General features: G+C 38.2%; 15 protein-coding genes and 1 pseudogene. 4 read left to right on the forward strand and 12 right to left on the reverse strand.

Going from position 1 to position 17,611, the window contains the following annotated elements; translation table 11 throughout:
- Positions 1 to 246 precede the first annotated feature (246 nt).
- Positions 247 to 786, forward strand: coding sequence for a DUF1697 domain-containing protein (locus A5882_RS04010; RefSeq protein WP_086372453.1), 540 nt, complete (start codon positions 247 to 249; stop codon positions 784 to 786).
- Positions 787 to 863: 77 nt separating this feature from the next.
- On the opposite strand, the pseudogene A5882_RS04015 reads toward A5882_RS04010, so the two are convergent.
- The 11 genes and pseudogenes from A5882_RS04015 to A5882_RS04075 form a co-directional block, all read right to left on the reverse strand.
- Positions 864 to 1,487, reverse strand: a pseudogene (locus A5882_RS04015) (YoaK family protein).
- A 343-nt stretch (positions 1,488 to 1,830) separates the two neighbouring features.
- A complete protein-coding gene (locus A5882_RS04020; protein WP_086298867.1) occupies positions 1,831 to 3,216 on the reverse strand; it encodes an MATE family efflux transporter in 1,386 nt (461 codons plus the stop codon).
- Positions 3,217 to 3,296: 80 nt separating this feature from the next.
- The gene (locus A5882_RS04025; RefSeq protein WP_042890809.1) at positions 3,297 to 3,716 is read right to left on the reverse strand and encodes a MarR family winged helix-turn-helix transcriptional regulator; all 420 of its coding nucleotides are present in this window, start codon (positions 3,714 to 3,716) and stop codon (positions 3,297 to 3,299) included.
- A 370-nt stretch (positions 3,717 to 4,086) separates the two neighbouring features.
- A complete protein-coding gene (locus A5882_RS04035; protein ID WP_254908460.1) occupies positions 4,087 to 4,926 on the reverse strand; it encodes an RsiV family protein in 840 nt (279 codons plus the stop codon).
- 32 nt (positions 4,927 to 4,958) lie between these two features.
- Positions 4,959 to 5,477, reverse strand: coding sequence for an RNA polymerase sigma factor (locus A5882_RS04040; RefSeq protein ID WP_008381818.1), 519 nt, complete (start codon positions 5,475 to 5,477; stop codon positions 4,959 to 4,961).
- Between the two features lie 36 nt (positions 5,478 to 5,513).
- The gene (locus tag A5882_RS04045; protein WP_086372455.1) at positions 5,514 to 6,911 is read right to left on the reverse strand and encodes a polysaccharide deacetylase family protein; all 1,398 of its coding nucleotides are present in this window, start codon (positions 6,909 to 6,911) and stop codon (positions 5,514 to 5,516) included.
- 615 nt (positions 6,912 to 7,526) lie between these two features.
- Positions 7,527 to 9,899: a WxL domain-containing protein gene (locus A5882_RS04055; RefSeq protein ID WP_086298871.1), complete on the reverse strand. Its 2,373-nt coding sequence runs from the start codon at positions 9,897 to 9,899 to the stop codon at positions 7,527 to 7,529.
- Between the two features lie 18 nt (positions 9,900 to 9,917).
- Entirely contained in the window at positions 9,918 to 10,973 is a 1,056-nt protein-coding gene (locus A5882_RS04060) for a DUF916 and DUF3324 domain-containing protein (RefSeq protein ID WP_086298872.1), read from the reverse strand.
- Between the two features lie 85 nt (positions 10,974 to 11,058).
- Positions 11,059 to 11,859: a WxL domain-containing protein gene (locus A5882_RS04065; RefSeq protein ID WP_061053445.1), complete on the reverse strand. Its 801-nt coding sequence runs from the start codon at positions 11,857 to 11,859 to the stop codon at positions 11,059 to 11,061.
- Between the two features lie 18 nt (positions 11,860 to 11,877).
- Positions 11,878 to 12,177, reverse strand: a complete 300-nt coding sequence (locus A5882_RS04070) for an LPXTG cell wall anchor domain-containing protein (protein WP_086372948.1) — start codon at positions 12,175 to 12,177, stop codon at positions 11,878 to 11,880.
- Positions 12,178 to 12,518: 341 nt separating this feature from the next.
- Positions 12,519 to 13,994, reverse strand: coding sequence for a helix-turn-helix domain-containing protein (locus A5882_RS04075; protein WP_008381810.1), 1,476 nt, complete (start codon positions 13,992 to 13,994; stop codon positions 12,519 to 12,521).
- A 295-nt stretch (positions 13,995 to 14,289) separates the two neighbouring features.
- On the opposite strand from A5882_RS04075, the gene A5882_RS04080 reads away from it, so the two are divergent.
- From A5882_RS04080 to A5882_RS04090, 3 genes are read left to right on the forward strand one after another with little or no spacing between them, the layout of a single operon-like run.
- On the forward strand, positions 14,290 to 14,625 hold the full coding sequence (locus A5882_RS04080; RefSeq protein ID WP_086372456.1) for a helix-turn-helix transcriptional regulator: 336 nt from the start codon (positions 14,290 to 14,292) through the stop codon (positions 14,623 to 14,625).
- Positions 14,622 to 15,314, forward strand: a complete 693-nt coding sequence (locus A5882_RS04085; RefSeq protein WP_086372457.1) for a type 1 glutamine amidotransferase domain-containing protein — start codon at positions 14,622 to 14,624, stop codon at positions 15,312 to 15,314. Before A5882_RS04080 ends, A5882_RS04085 begins: the two co-directional genes overlap by 4 nt.
- Complete coding sequence (locus A5882_RS04090) at positions 15,299 to 16,228, forward strand: NAD-dependent epimerase/dehydratase family protein (protein ID WP_086372458.1); 930 nt, start codon at positions 15,299 to 15,301, stop codon at positions 16,226 to 16,228. Before A5882_RS04085 ends, A5882_RS04090 begins: the two co-directional genes overlap by 16 nt.
- A gap of 493 nt (positions 16,229 to 16,721) precedes the next feature.
- Here the strand turns inward: A5882_RS04090 and A5882_RS04095 are convergent, their stop codons facing one another.
- Positions 16,722 to 17,591: an ROK family protein gene (locus A5882_RS04095; protein ID WP_061053450.1), complete on the reverse strand. Its 870-nt coding sequence runs from the start codon at positions 17,589 to 17,591 to the stop codon at positions 16,722 to 16,724.
- Positions 17,592 to 17,611 lie beyond the last annotated feature (20 nt).

Below are 17,611 nucleotides of genomic sequence, written 5' to 3' on the forward strand. Positions count from 1 at the left end.
AGTGACCCTCACAAATTCGCTTGCTTGAGCAAATTTGTGAGGGTTGTTAGCATTTACGGATATTTTCATCTTCATTTTTACTAAACCGCCAAGCTCGAAAGCCCCGCGCTGTATCCACCTCGCCAATAATCTCGTATTAGTCGCTTCTCGCTCACGTATTTTGGGTAGCTGAGAAGCCAGGATTGTACTTCCGCTCCATCCATTCTATAATCAGCTAAAAGAAGGGGTTTAAAGGAGGGGTTATCCATGCAACGATACATCGCTTTATTAAGAGGCATCAATGTCGGTGGAAAGAACAAAATTTCTATGAAAGAATTGAAAGCCGGTTTTGAAGAATTGGGGTTTAGCAATGTGGTCACTTATTTGAATAGCGGCAATGTGATTTTTTCCAGTAAAGGGGATGATCCACAAGCCCTTGCCGAAACGATTAAAGCAATGGTCAAACGCGACTTTTCCTTTGATATCGCTATTTATATCATTCGCCAATCAGAGCTGCAGGAACGCTTGACCCATATGCCCGACTGGTCAGGAACGGAAGATAAAACCATCTATGACAACCTGATCTTTTTGATGCCTTCGCTGACCTACGAGGTGTTATCTGAAAAACTCGGGGCTCCGAATGCCACCCTTGAACAGGTTTTTCCTTACAAAGACGTCGTCTTCTGGTCCTACCTCCGCAAAGACTATCAAAAAACCAATTGGTGGAAAAAAACAGCCAGCACTAGCGTCGGCAAGCAGATTACGATTCGGACCATCAATACCGTAAGGAAGATTGCGGAGCTGTGACGACATTCTAAAAATATTCCCCTCTCAACTTATAAGAAAAACCGTCAGAAGGAGTCCCTCTGACGGTTTTTCTTTGACTATCGAATCGTCTTTTTCGCTTGATGGATTTCAATAAAAAGAGCAAGCAGAAACGTGAAGGTTACGATCCAAATTGAATATTTTTTTAAAACAAGACTGACAAAGGCTAGTAAACAAGCACCAATGACAAATGAGAGCACGACGATCGTATAGTTATGGGCATTGCGTCTTTGAAGCGACGTTTTATTCCGTGAGGTCAGATAAAGATACCATTCATTTAGCATTTTCCGATAATTGCCTGAGGTCATCATGATCGTATAAGGATTTCCTTCGATTTGCGTTCCAGTGAACGTCAGCATCAGCAAGCCACTGCCAAAAGCAAGCAGACCAATTTTAAAAAGGTGCAAGTTTTGAGACAACAATGGAATGATCAAGCTCGATAAAATAACAGGTAGCATGGTGTAACTGCGCCAATAATGACTGAAATTGCTGCGCTTTAGAAGAATACCTAATAAAAATCCTACCGTAAACAAAATGATCTATACGATCTTAGGCAGCATTTGCTGCCAATTATATTGGGATAAATTCGAAGCCATCAAAATAATGTTCCCCGTCTGAGTAGCAACTAATCCATGAAAGTAATTATGAGAATAGACATCTAATGCCCCACCTGAAAAAGCCATTAAAATCGCAAACAGACGACTGTTATTCGAGACAGCGACAACTTTATAAATTTTTTTTGCATAGTAGATTCCTCAATCGCTTGATAATTTTGCTAATAGCATTTGTTTTAGACGCTTTTCTTCTATTGATACATGAAAAAGATCGTTTATCCTTGAAATGGAGTTTTTTTCAATAGTAAGTATAACAGAATCAACATCTCCTCTTACTTTAACGAAAAGGAAATATATAGCAAGTAAAGAAGCCCAACAAAGCAAACTTCGTTGGGCTTTCCTTATAGGACGTTCGAAAAGAAACCTTTCGTTTTCCTTTCTTCCATAAACAAATATTCCGAATGTATCTGATTCATATACGTTGTTGGTTTTGCATGGCGGGCAGGTCATCCTTATTTAGTTTATTTAGATAAGGAATCATCATTAAGACACCCGCAACAAACGCGATACCTTCTGTAATCGTCATTGACCAAATCAATCCATCCAATCCATAGAAATGATGCAGCACTAAAACGATTGGAATAAAGAATGTTCCTTGAATCGTGGACATCACTCCGGTCTGAGCACCTAGTCCAGATGCCTGGAAGATGCCCGTGAATAAACCAGAGAAACCATTAAAGATCGAAGAAATCAACTGTGCTCCCAAAATCGTTAAGCCAACTTGGATCACACGTGGATCACTTGTGAATAATCCCAGCACCGGCACTCGCAACCAATACACAATCAAGGCAAAAAGGATGGAGATCCCACCTATCCACAAAGATACTTCTTTTAGTGCTTCTTTCACTCGTTTCGTGTTATGGGCAGAGAAACTGTAAGCAAATAACGGTATGACACCCAAAAATAGACCCATTGTTAAAAATTCCGGTAATTGCGTGATTCGAACAGCGATACCAAAGCTAGCCACAACATTGTCCCCATACTCAGCAGAAAAATTGTTCAACAATAATGTGGTGACGATCATGAAAGCTGATTTAAACAGCTCGGATACCCCTATTTTATAAACTTCTAGCTGATCTTTGATTGAAAGTTTCATGCTTTTTAAAAAACCCTTCAATGTCTCGCTTTTCGTTTCTAGGAACCAGACATAATACGTTGTTGAAGCGATATTCGCAATCACCAGTGATAGCCCTGCTCCGATCACATGTAGGTTAAAGACCAGAATCAATAATGCATCAAGCAGGATACTCACTGCAACACTGACAAACATGCCATACATTGATTCTTTTGATGCCCCTTCTGAACGCACCAACTGTTCCAAAGCAAAATTTAAAATGAACGATGCTCCACCAACAAACAAAATCAGTGAATATTGTTTTGTATACAAAAATGTCTGCCCACCTGCTCCTAGTAAATGAATAAATGGATCCATGAAAATTACTGCGACAATCCCTATGATTACACCGAGCAGGATGCTCGAGTAAAACGCATAGCCGGCAACTTTCTTGCCCTTTTGAGTGTCTCCATTGCCTAGTAGTCGTGTGATATAGCTTCCTCCACCAACACCCAGCATGTTCCCAACGGCCATCAACAGAATCGTAATGGGCATCGCCAAGGTAATCGCCGACATCATATTGGTATCATGGATCAATCCAATAAAATAGGCATTAATCAAATTATAGATCGTCGTGGTTGAAATACCAACCATCATCGGGATCGATAAATGGGCAATTGCCTTTCGCACCGGACTTTCGCTTAAGTAGTAAATATTGGATTCATTCATTGTGACTTCTTCCATGATGATTCCTCCTTCTATTAGATAGTTAACTGTTAGAATTCTAACTTTAAGGCAATAAGCAGTGATTGACTGCTTATTGCTCATAGACTTTGATCGATTTTTCTTAACAAACGAGTCAGTTCTTCGACTTCTTCTGCATTCAGTGCTTGGACCAGTTCTTTTTCTGCCGCATAAAAAGCTTCATTGGTTTGATCAATCAACGCTTTTCCTTTAGGTAAAACGTATATATTTTTTTGCCGCTCATTATTTTTTGGGATGCGGCGTTCGATATACCCTTTTTTTTCTAACCCTTGAAGCATACTTGTGATGCTGGCATCACGACGTTGAAACACTTGGGCCAAATCCTTCTGAATCAAGCCTTTGTCTTCATTTTGTGCGATATACGCAATCATTCTTCCTTGCTGTTGACTGATATTCAGGTCTTTTATACGCATTTCCATCGATTCCCGTGACTTATTCATAATGGAACGCATCAAATTCGATACGATCAGTTCCTCCAAAACGACTCCCCCTTTGCCAAATGTTAGATATCTAACTATTCGAAAAGAATATACACCGGTTAAAAAGGAAAGTCAATAAAAAGATTCGCTATCTAATAATTAGACCTCTAATTATTTTCAAATTCAATAATGATAGTAAGGCTCAGGGAGTTCCACACTGTGGAAAAGTTACTGACAAAAGCAGACAACAAGGGACTTTTTATTGCATTTTTAGTAAACGTGTATAAAAGAGCCCCTGGGTTCATCGATTTTTTCCCTCATGGTATCACAGCCAATTAGAAAAGTAGGCTTTATTTTCCGCTCTTGCTAGCGAAAAAAGAAAGCTTATCCAGAAATCTTTTTCTGAATAAGCTTAAACTGATTTATCGATCTAATTAAAAAAATTTTCGTCAACTAAGATCGGCTTCAATACTGTAGTAGGTATTATGAACTCTTGTGTCCCCATGTATCCAGCCGAAACTTCATATTTATCAAACGAAATAACTAGTTCATGATTTTCATTAATATAAAAATTCGGATCATTCTCCAACCAATTTGTATCATTATAGTCTAAAACCCAATATTTGATATCGCTATTTACTCTCATCCGCTCTTTCATTTGGTGCTCAATTTCCTGAGCCAGCACCTCTAAATAGTTTTCCGTTTTAAATAACATCTTTAATGATAATAAGACCTCGTTCTTTTTATCGAATGTATCAAATCGATGTTCGACATTGGTGCTCCCCACTGTCTCTTCAAATGTACGGTCGATTACTAAAAATCGATTATCATTGACTTTCACATCATAGGTACCACTGACATACATTTGTTTTTCGTACACCTTATTTATTACGTCTATATAACTTTGATATGCTCGTTGTCCTTCACGGAGATATTTTTCATTTAATTGCGAATACACTCGATTTTCTTCTGTTATCTTAGGCACATCAATAGTGATTTCTGCTTCCTCTTGACTGAACAGAAGCGTTTCCCCAGTTATAATTGATACCAAATCCCCCAAAATAGGTATTTCTGATGCAAAACCTCTAAAGGTAGTATTTTGAAGCATAATCAAAAAACTAAAAACCACCAAGATCACGCTTTCGACGCCTCTTCTAAGTACTTTTCGCTTCTTTTCTTCGTATACCTTTGCCTTTTCTATTTGAAAACGCGCAACTATTTCACGCTTTAATTGTTCCTGGTTTTCTCCATCAAACGTGTGCTGTTTCATTTCGCTCATTCTCCTTTTCATATCTTGTTTTTTTAATTTAAAAGATGCTTAAATTGAACAAGAGAACGGTACATCTTCGTTTTCACCGTATTCTCATTTAAATTAAGTATTTGAGCAATTTCCTGCAAGGTAAATCCATCAAAATATTTTAAAATGATGATATCTCTTTCCGGACTAGGCGTTCTCTCTAGAATTTCCTTTAGTTCAAGAAATTCACTTTGATCGAAACGAAAATGTCTTAGTTCTATGGTTTCTTCAAAGGCTAATCCAAATGGTCTTAGTCTCTTCACTCGCCATTGATCAATCGCGGTTCTTACTAAAATTTTATAGAACCATGCTTGAAAATTATCAATTTCTACTGTGTTTCTAAAGCTTTTTAACGCCTTTTGAAAGCTATCTTGCAGGACATCTAAAGCATCTTCATGATCATAAACATAACTGTAGGCAATTCGATACATTTGATCATATTTACCTTCTATCAGTTCTTCTAGTAGATGCTCATAATAGCGCACTTTTTTTGTTTGACTTCTATTCTTAAAAATAAAGATCACTCCTTCCACAACTCTCCAATGGACTAGAAAAGACTGCTATTTAATTTCTCTTTGGTCAGCTAAACCAAAATACTGATTTAGTGGTTTTTGTCCATAAGAGAGCAATTCGCTTATAGTCACAAACTCATAGCCTCTTTTTCTTAGTTGACTTACCATTTCTGGAATGGATTCTACGGAACGTTCATGGATATCATGAATCAAAATGATTGATCCATTTTCCACAGTATCAATTACCTTATTTACAATCAAATCTTTATTTTTGACTTGCCAATCTTCAGAGTCTACATTCCATTGAATAATAGGCAATCCGATGGTTTTGGCAACGGCGCCGTTTACTGCTCCGTAAGGTGGTCGAAAGAGTTTTGGCAATACCCCTGTAGCATGAAATATTGCCTTATCAGTCTTCAGTACTTCTTCTTTGACTTTATCCAGGGTTACTTGAGTTAAGTCTGGGTGAGTGTATGAATGACTGCCAATTTCATGCCCCTCTCCCACTATTTTTTTCGCGACCTCTGGGTTCTTATCAACCATCTGACCTAAAACAAAAAAAGTCGCTTTGATCTTTTCTTTTTTTAACTCTCCTAGTAATTTTTTAGTAGACGTATCGTTAGGTCCATCATCAAAGGTGAGCGCGACATAGTTTCTTTTTTGGTCTAAGGATTTTTTTGGCAGATTATTATCAGAAACGATTGCTGGATCAATAAAAGGCAGAATTTTTTCAGTGTCGACATTCATCTTTGTCACCCCTAAGACCTCTTTATCAAAAGCGATTTGTATTGAGTGAGGGAGAAGGGTTATCTTACTATCCTTGCTTAAAAAGTCATTTGTTAACACTTGATCTAATTCTTCCTCATCAATTGTCGATTTTAATTTAGTTCGAGTACTAAGTAGCTGTTCTTGTACAATTCTGTTTATCGCAAGCAAGTCTGATTCATCGTTGACAATATCTTTTAATCGAGGCTCATTTCGATTTTTGGATAAGAGTATTTCAGATAATTCTTTTAATTCACCTAAATATTTCAAAGACTTTGTTTTATCATCCCAAATATATTCCTTTGTTACTAATTGTCGATTAATAAGGGCATCATTCACCTTTTCCTCATTGACATAAGAAAGCACCATTGACCGAGAATCCTTCAATTGTTTCGAAGCAACCTGAGTTTGAGCTTCCAATTGTTTTATAATATTTTTATTTTCAGTCGCAGAATAGTACAGGTAATATTTGTTGTATTGATTATCGCCACTCTTTGATTCTTCAATCTGAGTGATATCACGATCAAAAAATTCAGTTTTAATTGTTTTTTCGACTTGCATTTCAAAATTTGTTTGTTCTTCTCCATACACTTGACTCATTAGGTACTTATACATGGCACCCACTACTAACGTAAGAATCAGTGCACAGAATATAGCTATTAACAATAATTTTTTTCTCATAGTATTTCCTCTCTTTCGTTGTTCTATAGGGTATGACGAAAGAACAGGTCAAATAGTTTCATTTATTAGCAAGTTTTTATCAATCGTGAACTTTCTTAATCGTGATTCCTTTATCTCCATAATGTTGCTGTCTAAATTCATTAGCGAAAAATAGTAACTTCCAAATTATTCGTTTTTTCCTGTCTTTTCCTTTAAGGTTTAGCTTTGACATCAGACCTTTACGTTTTCCCTTAACTATGTCATTAGACAATAGCGTTAGTTCTTAATCTTAATACTTGCGGAAAACAAAAAAAGGCTTCAAAAAATTTTTTTTGAAGCCTTTTTTAAGATAATTTGTATTTATGCAAACTCTATGACACATTGAATACGATAGAATTCTTCTTTTCTACACTTAGATCATAACCACAGATTTCTTTGAAATATGTCTTGATTTGTTTGATATTTCCTTTAACTATTGGTGGCATGACGCTTAGTTTCTCTTTTAATTCTTTGTTCGTCATGGCTTGACTTTCTTTTGAATGAACCAGGATCATACACGAACTATTCATCTTTTTTCGAACCAATCTAGCGGTCTCATTAATAAATGGCAGAAAAAGGAAAAAAGAAATTTCTCTTTTAATTGTCAGGAATAGCATTCAATTCCCATATCAGGGTTGTGGAATAGCTTGTGGCTTCAGGATTTGAACCTTTCGGTACGTTGAGCGTAACACTTTCCCTTGCGGTATGCTCATCTCCAAAACGATAGATCCATGTGCCTGTTCCTTCAGTATCTTCCGCACGAATCAGTGCTCGCTTGTTTCCTGGTACCAACGTTAACGGGTTGGCTGTCTGTAAGGAAGGGGTATTGCCACCTTGAGCGGTCACTAATTGTTGATTTGAGAAAGTAATACTCGCACCTGTAAGCTGTTGATTTTTTAATCCTTCAAATTGTTTCGTCTGGGTAACCGATAGCTGCCAGCCGTTACGCTCAGTAGCTGACCGACGATCGCTGATCTGAATATAGTTAGGACGTTCTTCCATCTCATTTACAGTTCCGTCTTCATCCAATAAACGTTGTGGTTGCGCGTAATAGATTTGGTCATGAACTGAAATAGGTTGTGAGCCAAAGTTAAAGGAGGAAATGAAGTCAATACTCAGAAGCCCTTGATTTTCTGGCAGCTCTGGTTTATTTTCTGGGTTCACTTCTATTTCAGGATCCAATGGATCTACTGGTGGCATAGAGCCCTGTAAGATATAAACGAGCCAATAATTTTGTTGCTCTCGAGTAAATACCGTATTCAATAATTGATTGTCTCTTTCAAATAAAAACTTGTAGTTTTCTATTTCTTTAATCGTTACTTCTAGCTCCTCATTCACATAACCAATGATTGTATCAGATGGCGAAATAACTGTCCCGGCATCATCAATGTAATGAATTGTCACCTCGGACTCAGCACGATTAAAAAAGTAAGTAACATTCCGACGCTCAGCCTCTGGTTTTATGGTATTGTTTGTTTCATCGAAATAAAGTGCATCTGTCTCAACATGACTATAGTCATAACCAAGAAGGTACGGTTCATCATCAATCCCTGAATTTGGATTAAGAACTGCCTCTGATTTAAAAGGAATTTCTAACAATTGACTAGGTATTATTTCTTCATTTGTAGCTGCATCACGATAACTGACTTCAACTTCTCCTGTCCCTATTACATAGTCCATCTGTTCAAATATAAAGCTATGAACATTGTTTCTTGCACCTGTACTTCCTGAGATTAAAAAAGATAATGCAGTAGTATCGATTCCTTGCCAATCGGATATATCTCGTTCCCAAGTTTCTCCTTTATAGTTAATACGGAAAATGTTTGCTTCTTCACTTGGCAGATACTCAATGACTATATCATCGTAAGCGCCATTCAATGTACCTGTTCGCTTTGCTGGAGCATCGCTTCCCATATAAGTAGTCAATAAACCATTCGTCTCATGATAAACGTATCCAGCAAAAGGAGCCCCACCTAAAGCAGCCGGATCTCTAGCTGCACCCGCTCCCTGAGTTGTATTAAAATTTGAATCCAATTTGAATCCAAAGCCTCCTGTTAGGCCAGCAATCCCCATACCGTTTCCACTATTTCCAACAGCAGAATTTTCAGATCTATGGAAACCAAAAGCCATACCATCTGCACCATTCGTATTAGAACCAATATTTGCCTTCCCTGTCAAAACAAATGGATAATTTACACTTAATTTTTCCTTCAATGTAACATTTCCAACTTGATTATTACTAGCTGTAGTTAAGGTTACTTCCCCTGTTTCTGAATCATACGTTGCAGAACCCTGTAAGTCAAAATGCTGCAAAAAATTATCTTTTGTGACGGTAGCATTTGAACTGTATTCATTATCTAAACTTTGCGATGGCTGCTCCTTCATTTGATTCTCTTCTATTGCATTCTCTTTCGCTTCCAGATCCGCTTGTACTGTTTGAGCATCATCAGAAGCTTCTATTCCTTCAGTAGGGTTCTCCATATTACTATCTTCTTGTTCACTGATTTCAAGATAAGCCGTTGCTCCTCCCACAGACAGTTCATAGCGTCCTGCTTGTTCAAATACTAAAGGAAGAACAAACGTATTTTGCGCCCGTTTTGACTGAACCAGCCATTCCTGAGACTGCTCTATCTGTTCGACTGATCCCCCTGCCGGTAACTGCTCGTTGATAAGCGTTGCTTCTTCAGGTAAAAATACTCGTGCCTCTGAAACTTCTTGATCAGAAAAGAAGGTTACTTGTATGGGTTCTTCTACCGTCCCTTGCATCCGCGCCTGAGTAAAGAAAAAGCGCGCATCACTAGCCTGTTCTTCTTTTTGAAGGTTTTTTATGGATGGGTGTTCTACCTGTTTTTGTTCCTCAGTGTCCATCGTTGTCTCAGCGTAGACCATGCCAATCGATAGAATTAATGCTTGCATCATTAGAATAGACGCCCCTAATAGAAGCAGCGGTCTTCTTAATCTCGTGGTCATTCCATTCACTCCTTTTTACTACTCTTGTTCGCTTCGGTTTGCTTTCTTTTTTTGAATAAGTAGATAAAGAATGACCCCCAGTAAAAGAACAAGTAAAATGATTGCGCCAATCATCCACCAATTCATACTTGAATCAATGGTCACATCTGCTTGATTCAATGCCCTGGCTTCATCTGCTTTAATTGTGAAGGGTCTCTCCCATACCCACTCATCTTCACCAGATATTGCTCTTAATTTCAATACATAGTCGCCACTTTGAAAGCGATCGCCTTCTAACGAGATTGGAAAATCAAAATTAGAATTAGGCGCCATTTGCATCATTTCTTCACTCGCTTCATAAAGAACCTCGTTTTCTCCTGCTCGTTGTACTGTCGCTTCCACCGCCATTCGATTGACAAAGGTAGGCGTGAAGTTTTGGATCGTTGCACTAATCACATTCCGATAATTCAACTGATCTGCAAAAACAGCTAATAAATCGAGATCCGGTTGAACTGAATCCCGAGAATTGCTGACAACAATCCCAATCACATAGGCAAATTCATTTTTGATCGCTACGCCTTCTTCATTGATTGCCGTTTCTTCTTGCTCCTCTTTGACTTCCGAAATCCGTAGACCTCCCGCTAAAAATCCCTCAAACGATTCTTCTGGCATATGTAAAGGAACACTAATTGTTTGGGTTTCATTTCCTGCCAGTTCAATGACGCCAGATGAGTCAATCAATTCGTCCAATGAATAAGTAAGGCTACTATCTGGTTCTTGGGCATCTTTTCCGTACTCAACGACTCCATGAACATTGGTATACGCTGTATGAGGGGTTACTTGCACTTGAATTGGGTCACTACTAACATTTTGCAGTTTCAATGCTAAGGTTTCTGTTGCTCCAGCTGCTAGATTCAAATCGAAATAACTATTTGATCCTTCTACCTGGCTTTCAGGAAATTCAGGCGTGACATAAAATGACAGTGCTTCCTCCGCTTGAGCTACTGATGGAAAAATTCCAAAAAGAAGAAAAAGAAGCGTAAGTCCCCACCAAGAGGCTCTTTTAGTACGATGAGCTAAAGTTGTTTGTTTCAAGGTTACGTCTCCTTTCTTAGAAAAACAGCGTCACAAATTTACTGTGACGCTGCCGAGAGTTTCAAAACAAATAGTTACAAGGCTTTTATAGTTCGTCTCCAGGTGTTAAGTTTAATTCCCAAGTTAGCGTTGACGTATACGTTGTCGCATCTTTGGCTGTTGAACCTGGAATCGACAATTGTATTGCGTTGTTTTCTACAACGTCTGTCTCAGGATTAAAGTCCTCTGCTTCAAATTGGGCAGTCAAGTCTGCTTGGTCTCCCCAGATAACTGAAGAAGCTCCTGCACCTTGTCCTTGTGCCGCAGTCATCACTGAACGCGCTGCACCATTAGGAAGTAATGTTAGTCCAGCCTGGTGCACTGTAGGTTCGTTATCAGTATTGCTACCTTCATAATTTAACTGAGCATTAGCAAAGGTGATTTGCGCTCCCGTTAGAATTTTATTTTGTGCTTCTGGAGCTTCAAAATCACTTAAGCTCACTTTTAGATCCCATCCAGCATTGGTTCCACGAACGTCTTGTACTTGAGCAAAACTAATATATGGAACGTCAGTAGGCCCACCTTCTTCTGGATTAGCGAGTTCAGCAGTCTCTGCAACCATATTATATGTTTGATCTTGGTTGGAGATGACCTGAGTACCAAAGTTCATTGTAGGTGCCTGTACGATAGACAATGGACCTGTAACTGGATCGATAATCGGTGGAATAATCACATCCGGATCAGGTACAGGAGGGATGACTTCCAGATCACCGTCTTCATCCGCTGTAAACTGGATTTGACCTTCGGTTGTTACTTCTCTCATTTCATCGGCAAAAACAGAAGCTGCTCCTCCTGCTAAAATAGTAGTTGATAGTGCGGCAATTGTTGCTAAACGAATAAATTTCATTTGGTTATTCCTGCTTTCTTATTGTTTTAGATTTTTATTATGATTTCTTTTTTGTTTCCATAAGAGGAAGACGAAACTGATTAGAAAAACGCCTAGCCAAGCGTGCCATGAATGTCCTATTTCGTTTGTTTGTGGCAACGTACCATCTGGTTTGGCCACTTCGGTAATTGGTGGTCTGACAATACTTTCGGGCGGCGCTGGATCAGGTGTACCAATGGGTTCATAGACACCAGTAAATCCAATGGTCCCATTTGTTTCAACTTGCTGGACTTCTGCAGCGTTTACCAACGGTAATGATAAAACTGAGAGTATTCCCATAAATATTATCCACCTTTTTGTTTTCTCAATCATGATCCTCCCCTTTGTTGTATCTCAAAATTCTTCGTTTTTGGGTTGACGACAAAAAAAGACATTCGATCGGATCGAATGTCTTGGAAAAGTTATTAGATTAGGTTTTCTATTTTAGAGAATACATAACAAATATCTATTCTAAAAAACGAAGGTTTTTGATACTTTTATTTGTAAGTTTGTATGCATACCTTTTCCTTACATGATTAAGGTTACCTGATTTTTTGGTCAAATTGGAATCAATATTTTCATATACGGATGAAATAAATGAAAAAAAACACTCGTTAATACTTTTAACGAGTGTACGGGGATTAGAGAAATGGTTTTCGATACGGATCAATTTTTCTTTCCAGATTCCGCCAGTCATGCTCATCTGGGACAGCTTTCAATAACAAGTAATCTGTTTCAATAATATAGTCTAAGAGGTACCGATTATAGTTTGTGACAATCAAATCAATATGATCGGCATTTAATATTTCTTGTGTCAGATGTTGCAATGGCAAAAAGGTCAACGTGTGCTTTGTACCAAACTGTTGCATTGCACGAGTTCGAATCTGTTGGCAGATGAAGTGATCACCTTCTAGAAGAAAATAAATTCTTTTTGTTGGTGAATAAAAATCAAAAATCAAATCACTGTAGATCGTTAAACTCACACAAATATCTTCAAGATATGGTGCAGCCAAAAAGTCTTTTCTTTGATGCTTCTTTAAAAATCGTAAATTCCGTTGATAGTTTTCATTGTCAGAACGCATGAGAGATTCTTTGATGTCCTGTGCCTCTTTGTTCAGTGCAGGAGCTAACGCATAGTTCACTTTTCTAGACAAAAAGAAGGATTGCAAGAAGATTTTTATCTTGGCATAACTCTCATTTGTGAGCTCAAACTCTTGTAAGTAAGCCTCTGTAAGTTTGGCAATTTCTGATCCTTGATGAAACTGCTGGTAGAACTTTTCCTCCGATGCTTCTCGATCTAAGGTACGTTTACAAATAGTAACTAAATAAATCCATGCAAATTCTTCCTTCGCTAGTTCTACGCCGTAAAGCTTGTTGATTCCGTCTTTTAAAGAATACAGGAGGGAGAAGCTATTTCCTTTGTAGGCTAATTCAATCAAGTATTTCGGGACTGTTATCGGAAAACCAAGGCTCGCCCGTTTGATTGCAATAAAAAAAGTATAGTAAAAAGCAGCTGGTGTTGTTCCAGAGCCAATATCATATTGTCCTAGTTTGTTGTTTAACTGGGTTAAGACCAACTCATGCAATGCGGGGTCGGGAACAAGGGTATGGGCAGTATCAATCCCTTCGTAATAAAAGTCTTTGAAGAATTTCCGTAAATCCGCTTCGCTCCCTTCAATTGTCAATGGATTCGACACCCATTTTAACCGATAGCTGCTCAATATTTTGTTCGATTGACCCAACAACCGTCGAAACGTGCTCTCAGAAAAATGATAATGATGGGCCAACTCGTCAATATCCATCAATTCCCCTTGAAAAATATGACCGATGATTTCAAATAAACACTCATTTTCTAGCAAATCTTGTTTCTTTTCTTGGTACACGGAAGGTTTTTTCTCTTCAAAAAGAAAGCCACTATTCCCCGAAATTAGGGTGATACAATCACCAAAATAGTCTTTCACATACTTGAGATCATTTGCAATTGTGCGTTGTGTGACTTGCATCTTTTCTGCCATTTCACCAATTGTAAATAAACGATCTCGTTCCATCACACTCAAAACTCGAAATAAGCGCTTAGTTGTGCGATTACTGATAAATGCTAACTGTAAGTCTCTCATATTCTCCGCCTCATATCTCACTACGTCTTTTGTCTAGATGTTACATACATAACACAACAACAAAAAATGAGCAACACACGGCTCTTAACCACTTCATAAAAAAATAAGCTGCTTCTAAACACAAAAAGGCTCAAACGCTCTTATGCTTTTCCATTATTATCTATTTGCTTACAGAACATTCTAATCTCCTTGGCGATGGTGGAGAAAAGGAATGTTCTCGAGCTTCTTTCATTGCAAAAATCTCCTTTAAATGGTTTAATGGTTTAAACTTTTAAACGATAATGGAGAGACAATTATGATAGATTATGCCAATCTGCAACAAGATTTTTCTGAATTAAGTGATTTTTTAATCGCGCTAGGTGACAAAAAAAGACAAGCTATCATCATTCGGTTGCTAGAAGTGGAAAATTGTGCTGGCTTACAGGTCACTTCCTTATTAGAGGCCACCAATTTATCTAGACCCGCCATTTCACATCATTTGAAAATCTTGAAAGAAGCCAAAATCGTGAATTTCAGGCAAGAAGGAACAAAAAATTATTACTATCTCGATCATGAGCAAACAGAAATAAAAAAACTCCAATCCTTTTTAACGAAAGTCCTTCACATTATGAACGAGAGGGACCATTCATGAAGAAAGTATTAGTTGTTGAAACAAACATTCAAAAATATGCTGGCACGAACGAGGCTACCGGACTTTGGTTAGGAGAAAGTGCCGAGTTTCTAGATGAAGTCTATCAACAAGGGATTGATGTTGATTTCGTAAGTCCATTAGGAGGCTTTGTTCCTCTAGATCCAAGAAGCATGAAATATATAGATCAAGCCATTATGAACATTTATCTGGAAGAAAATTTCATTCAAAACGGCTTGATTCAAACGAAAAAACCCGCAGAAGTAAATCCAAATGACTACCATGCGATTTATTTTACCGGAGGGCATGGTGTCATGTGGGATTTTCCTCATAATAAAGAGCTGCAAGAACTCGCTTTAGTCATTTATGAAAACAATGGGTATATTTTATCTGTTTGCCACGGAATCGCTGGTTTACTAAATATAAAAGATAGAGAAGGAAGCTTTTTGATTTCTGGAAAAAAAATCACAGGATTTACGAAAACAGAAGAATTTCTCGCCGGGAAAATGAACAAAGTTCCTTTCTTTAATCAAACCGCCGCAAAAGAAAGAAACGCTCAATTCAAAAAAAGACGCTTTTATAAAGCATTTGCCCTAAAAGATGGGCGGATCATCACTGGCCAAAATCCTTTTTCTGTACGTGCTGTAGCAAAACTATATCTTGAGGAGGTACAGTCATGCAAACAATTTTAGGAAGCAATGGACAAATCGGCTATGAACTAGCAAAAGAACTATACAAAAATTACACAAATGAGCTTCGGCTAGTTAGCCGGAAGCCTCAAAAAATCAATCCTACAGATCAGATCGTTTCCGCAGATTTGATGGACTTTTCGCAAACGAAAAAAGCGATTGAACATAGTGAGATTGTTTACTTCACTGTTGGGTTACCGATGGATGCTGAGCTGTGGGAAACCAATTTTATGAAAATCACAGAAAATGTCATTCGCGCTTGCCAAGAAGCACAGAGCAAACTGGTTTTTTTTGATAATACTTATATGTATCCAAAGGATCGTACACCCCAAAAGGAAGACACGCCATTTTCTCCAGCAGGTAGGAAGTCCCTCGTACGCTCTAAAATGGCTCAATTGGTTTTATCCGAGATGGAAAGTGGCCGTTTAGATGCGGTGATTTGTCGAGCCCCCGAGTTTTACGGCCCAGGCAAGACCCAGAGCATTACTAATACACTCGTCTTAAACAATATAGTCCACAATGCTCCCGTCAAAATACCTGTCAATAAGGACACTTTACGCACACTTATATGGACACCTGATGCTAGCCGAGCGATGGCCCTTATCGGAAATACGCCTAGTGCCTATGGCCAAACTTGGCATTTGCCCTGTGATACACCTCATAGTTTCCAAGACATGATCGATCTCGCCGAAAAAATTGAAGACAAACCATTGAAATACCGCGTCATTCCTTTGTGGCAATTTAAACTTGCTAAGCTATTCAGTAAAAACGCGCGCGAACTAAGTGAGTTATTACCTAGATACACGATGGATAATCTTTTTGTCTCTGATAAATTCAAAAAGGCATTCCCTTATTTTAAGATCACAACGTTTGAAGAAGGCATTAGGAAGGTACTTGTTGAGAATAGGGCAGGATGACTGACAACACTTTATTAACCCCAATGAAGAGAATGACTGATGAGAAGCTACCCAGCTTTTAGTAAATCAAATTCAAAGGATGTTCGCGTTTGTAGAAAGTTGAATCTTTACCGTTAGCAAAACCGTTCATTACACCGTCACTATTATTAATAAAAAGGATATTCATCCCACCCAAACACAATTAGCACAGGAATATAGAAAGCCAATTAGGCGTAGGCCTAATTGGCTTTAATAAGACATTCTGTTTCCTTTTTCTTTGCTCGGGCTAATAGAAAAAAAACAAGCACTAAGAAGTAATTTTGAGGCAGCTAGACAACAATATAACTGAAGACGAGAACGAAAGAAAAAATTCTTATTTGCGACATTCGATTACGCAAAAAATATATATGAACATCTATTATTAGCCATCCTTTTTTCTAACTCACATTTTAGTTAACCTTTTTATCTATCCCAACTGCTATAAAAACTCTCTCACACGTTCTTTAACATGCTGCTATTGTTCCAACTTCTTTATTGCTAAAGCTAAGCAGCCAATCAAACCTGCATCGTCAGCAAGCATTGGAGTTAGTAAGTATTCTTCAAGAGCAGGGGTATCCACATAGGAACCCATTTTTTCTTTAAACGCTTGGCGAATCAACTCGAGTAGTTGCGGCTGTTTCATTACACCCCCACCTAAAATTATTACTTCCGGTGCATATAGTAACGTTGTGTTATACACACACTGAGCAAGATAATCTGCCTCAATCGCCCAATAAGGATGATCAAATGAAATGGTCTGGGCTTTTCTTCCAAAGCGTTTTTCAATCGCGGGGCCTGAGGCTAACCCTTCCAAACAATCATGATGAAAAGGACAGATTCCTTCAAATTGATCTTCATTATGACGTTGTAAGAGCATATGTCCCATTTCAGGATGACTGAAACCTGTGACTATTTTTCCATCGACTACAGCACCACCACCAACACCAGTACCAACGGTGTAATAAAGAACACTATTTTTACCTTTTCCATACCCTGCCATATATTCTCCATAACAAGCAGCATTTACATCGGTAGTCCAATAGATGGGAACCGACAAGGCGTTTTCCAAAGCTCCGACAAAATGATAATTTTGCCAAGCTACCTTCGGAGTGTTGGTGATATATCCGTAAGTTCTTGATTCGATTTGAATATCAATTGGCCCAAATGCTCCTACACCAATTGATGCGATATTTCCTTTGTACTTATCAAAGAAATCAAACACTTGCTTCATCGTTTCTTCTGGTGTTGTGGTAGGAAAACTTTTCCGTTCTATCACTTGTAATTGTTCATTACCAATCCCACAGACAAACTTTGTTCCACCAGCTTCAATTCCACCATATAACATTTTATCTACACCTTTCATTC

Source organism: Enterococcus sp. 4E1_DIV0656, from assembly GCF_002140695.1.
Lineage (GTDB): Bacteria > Bacillota > Bacilli > Lactobacillales > Enterococcaceae > Enterococcus_D > Enterococcus_D entomosocium.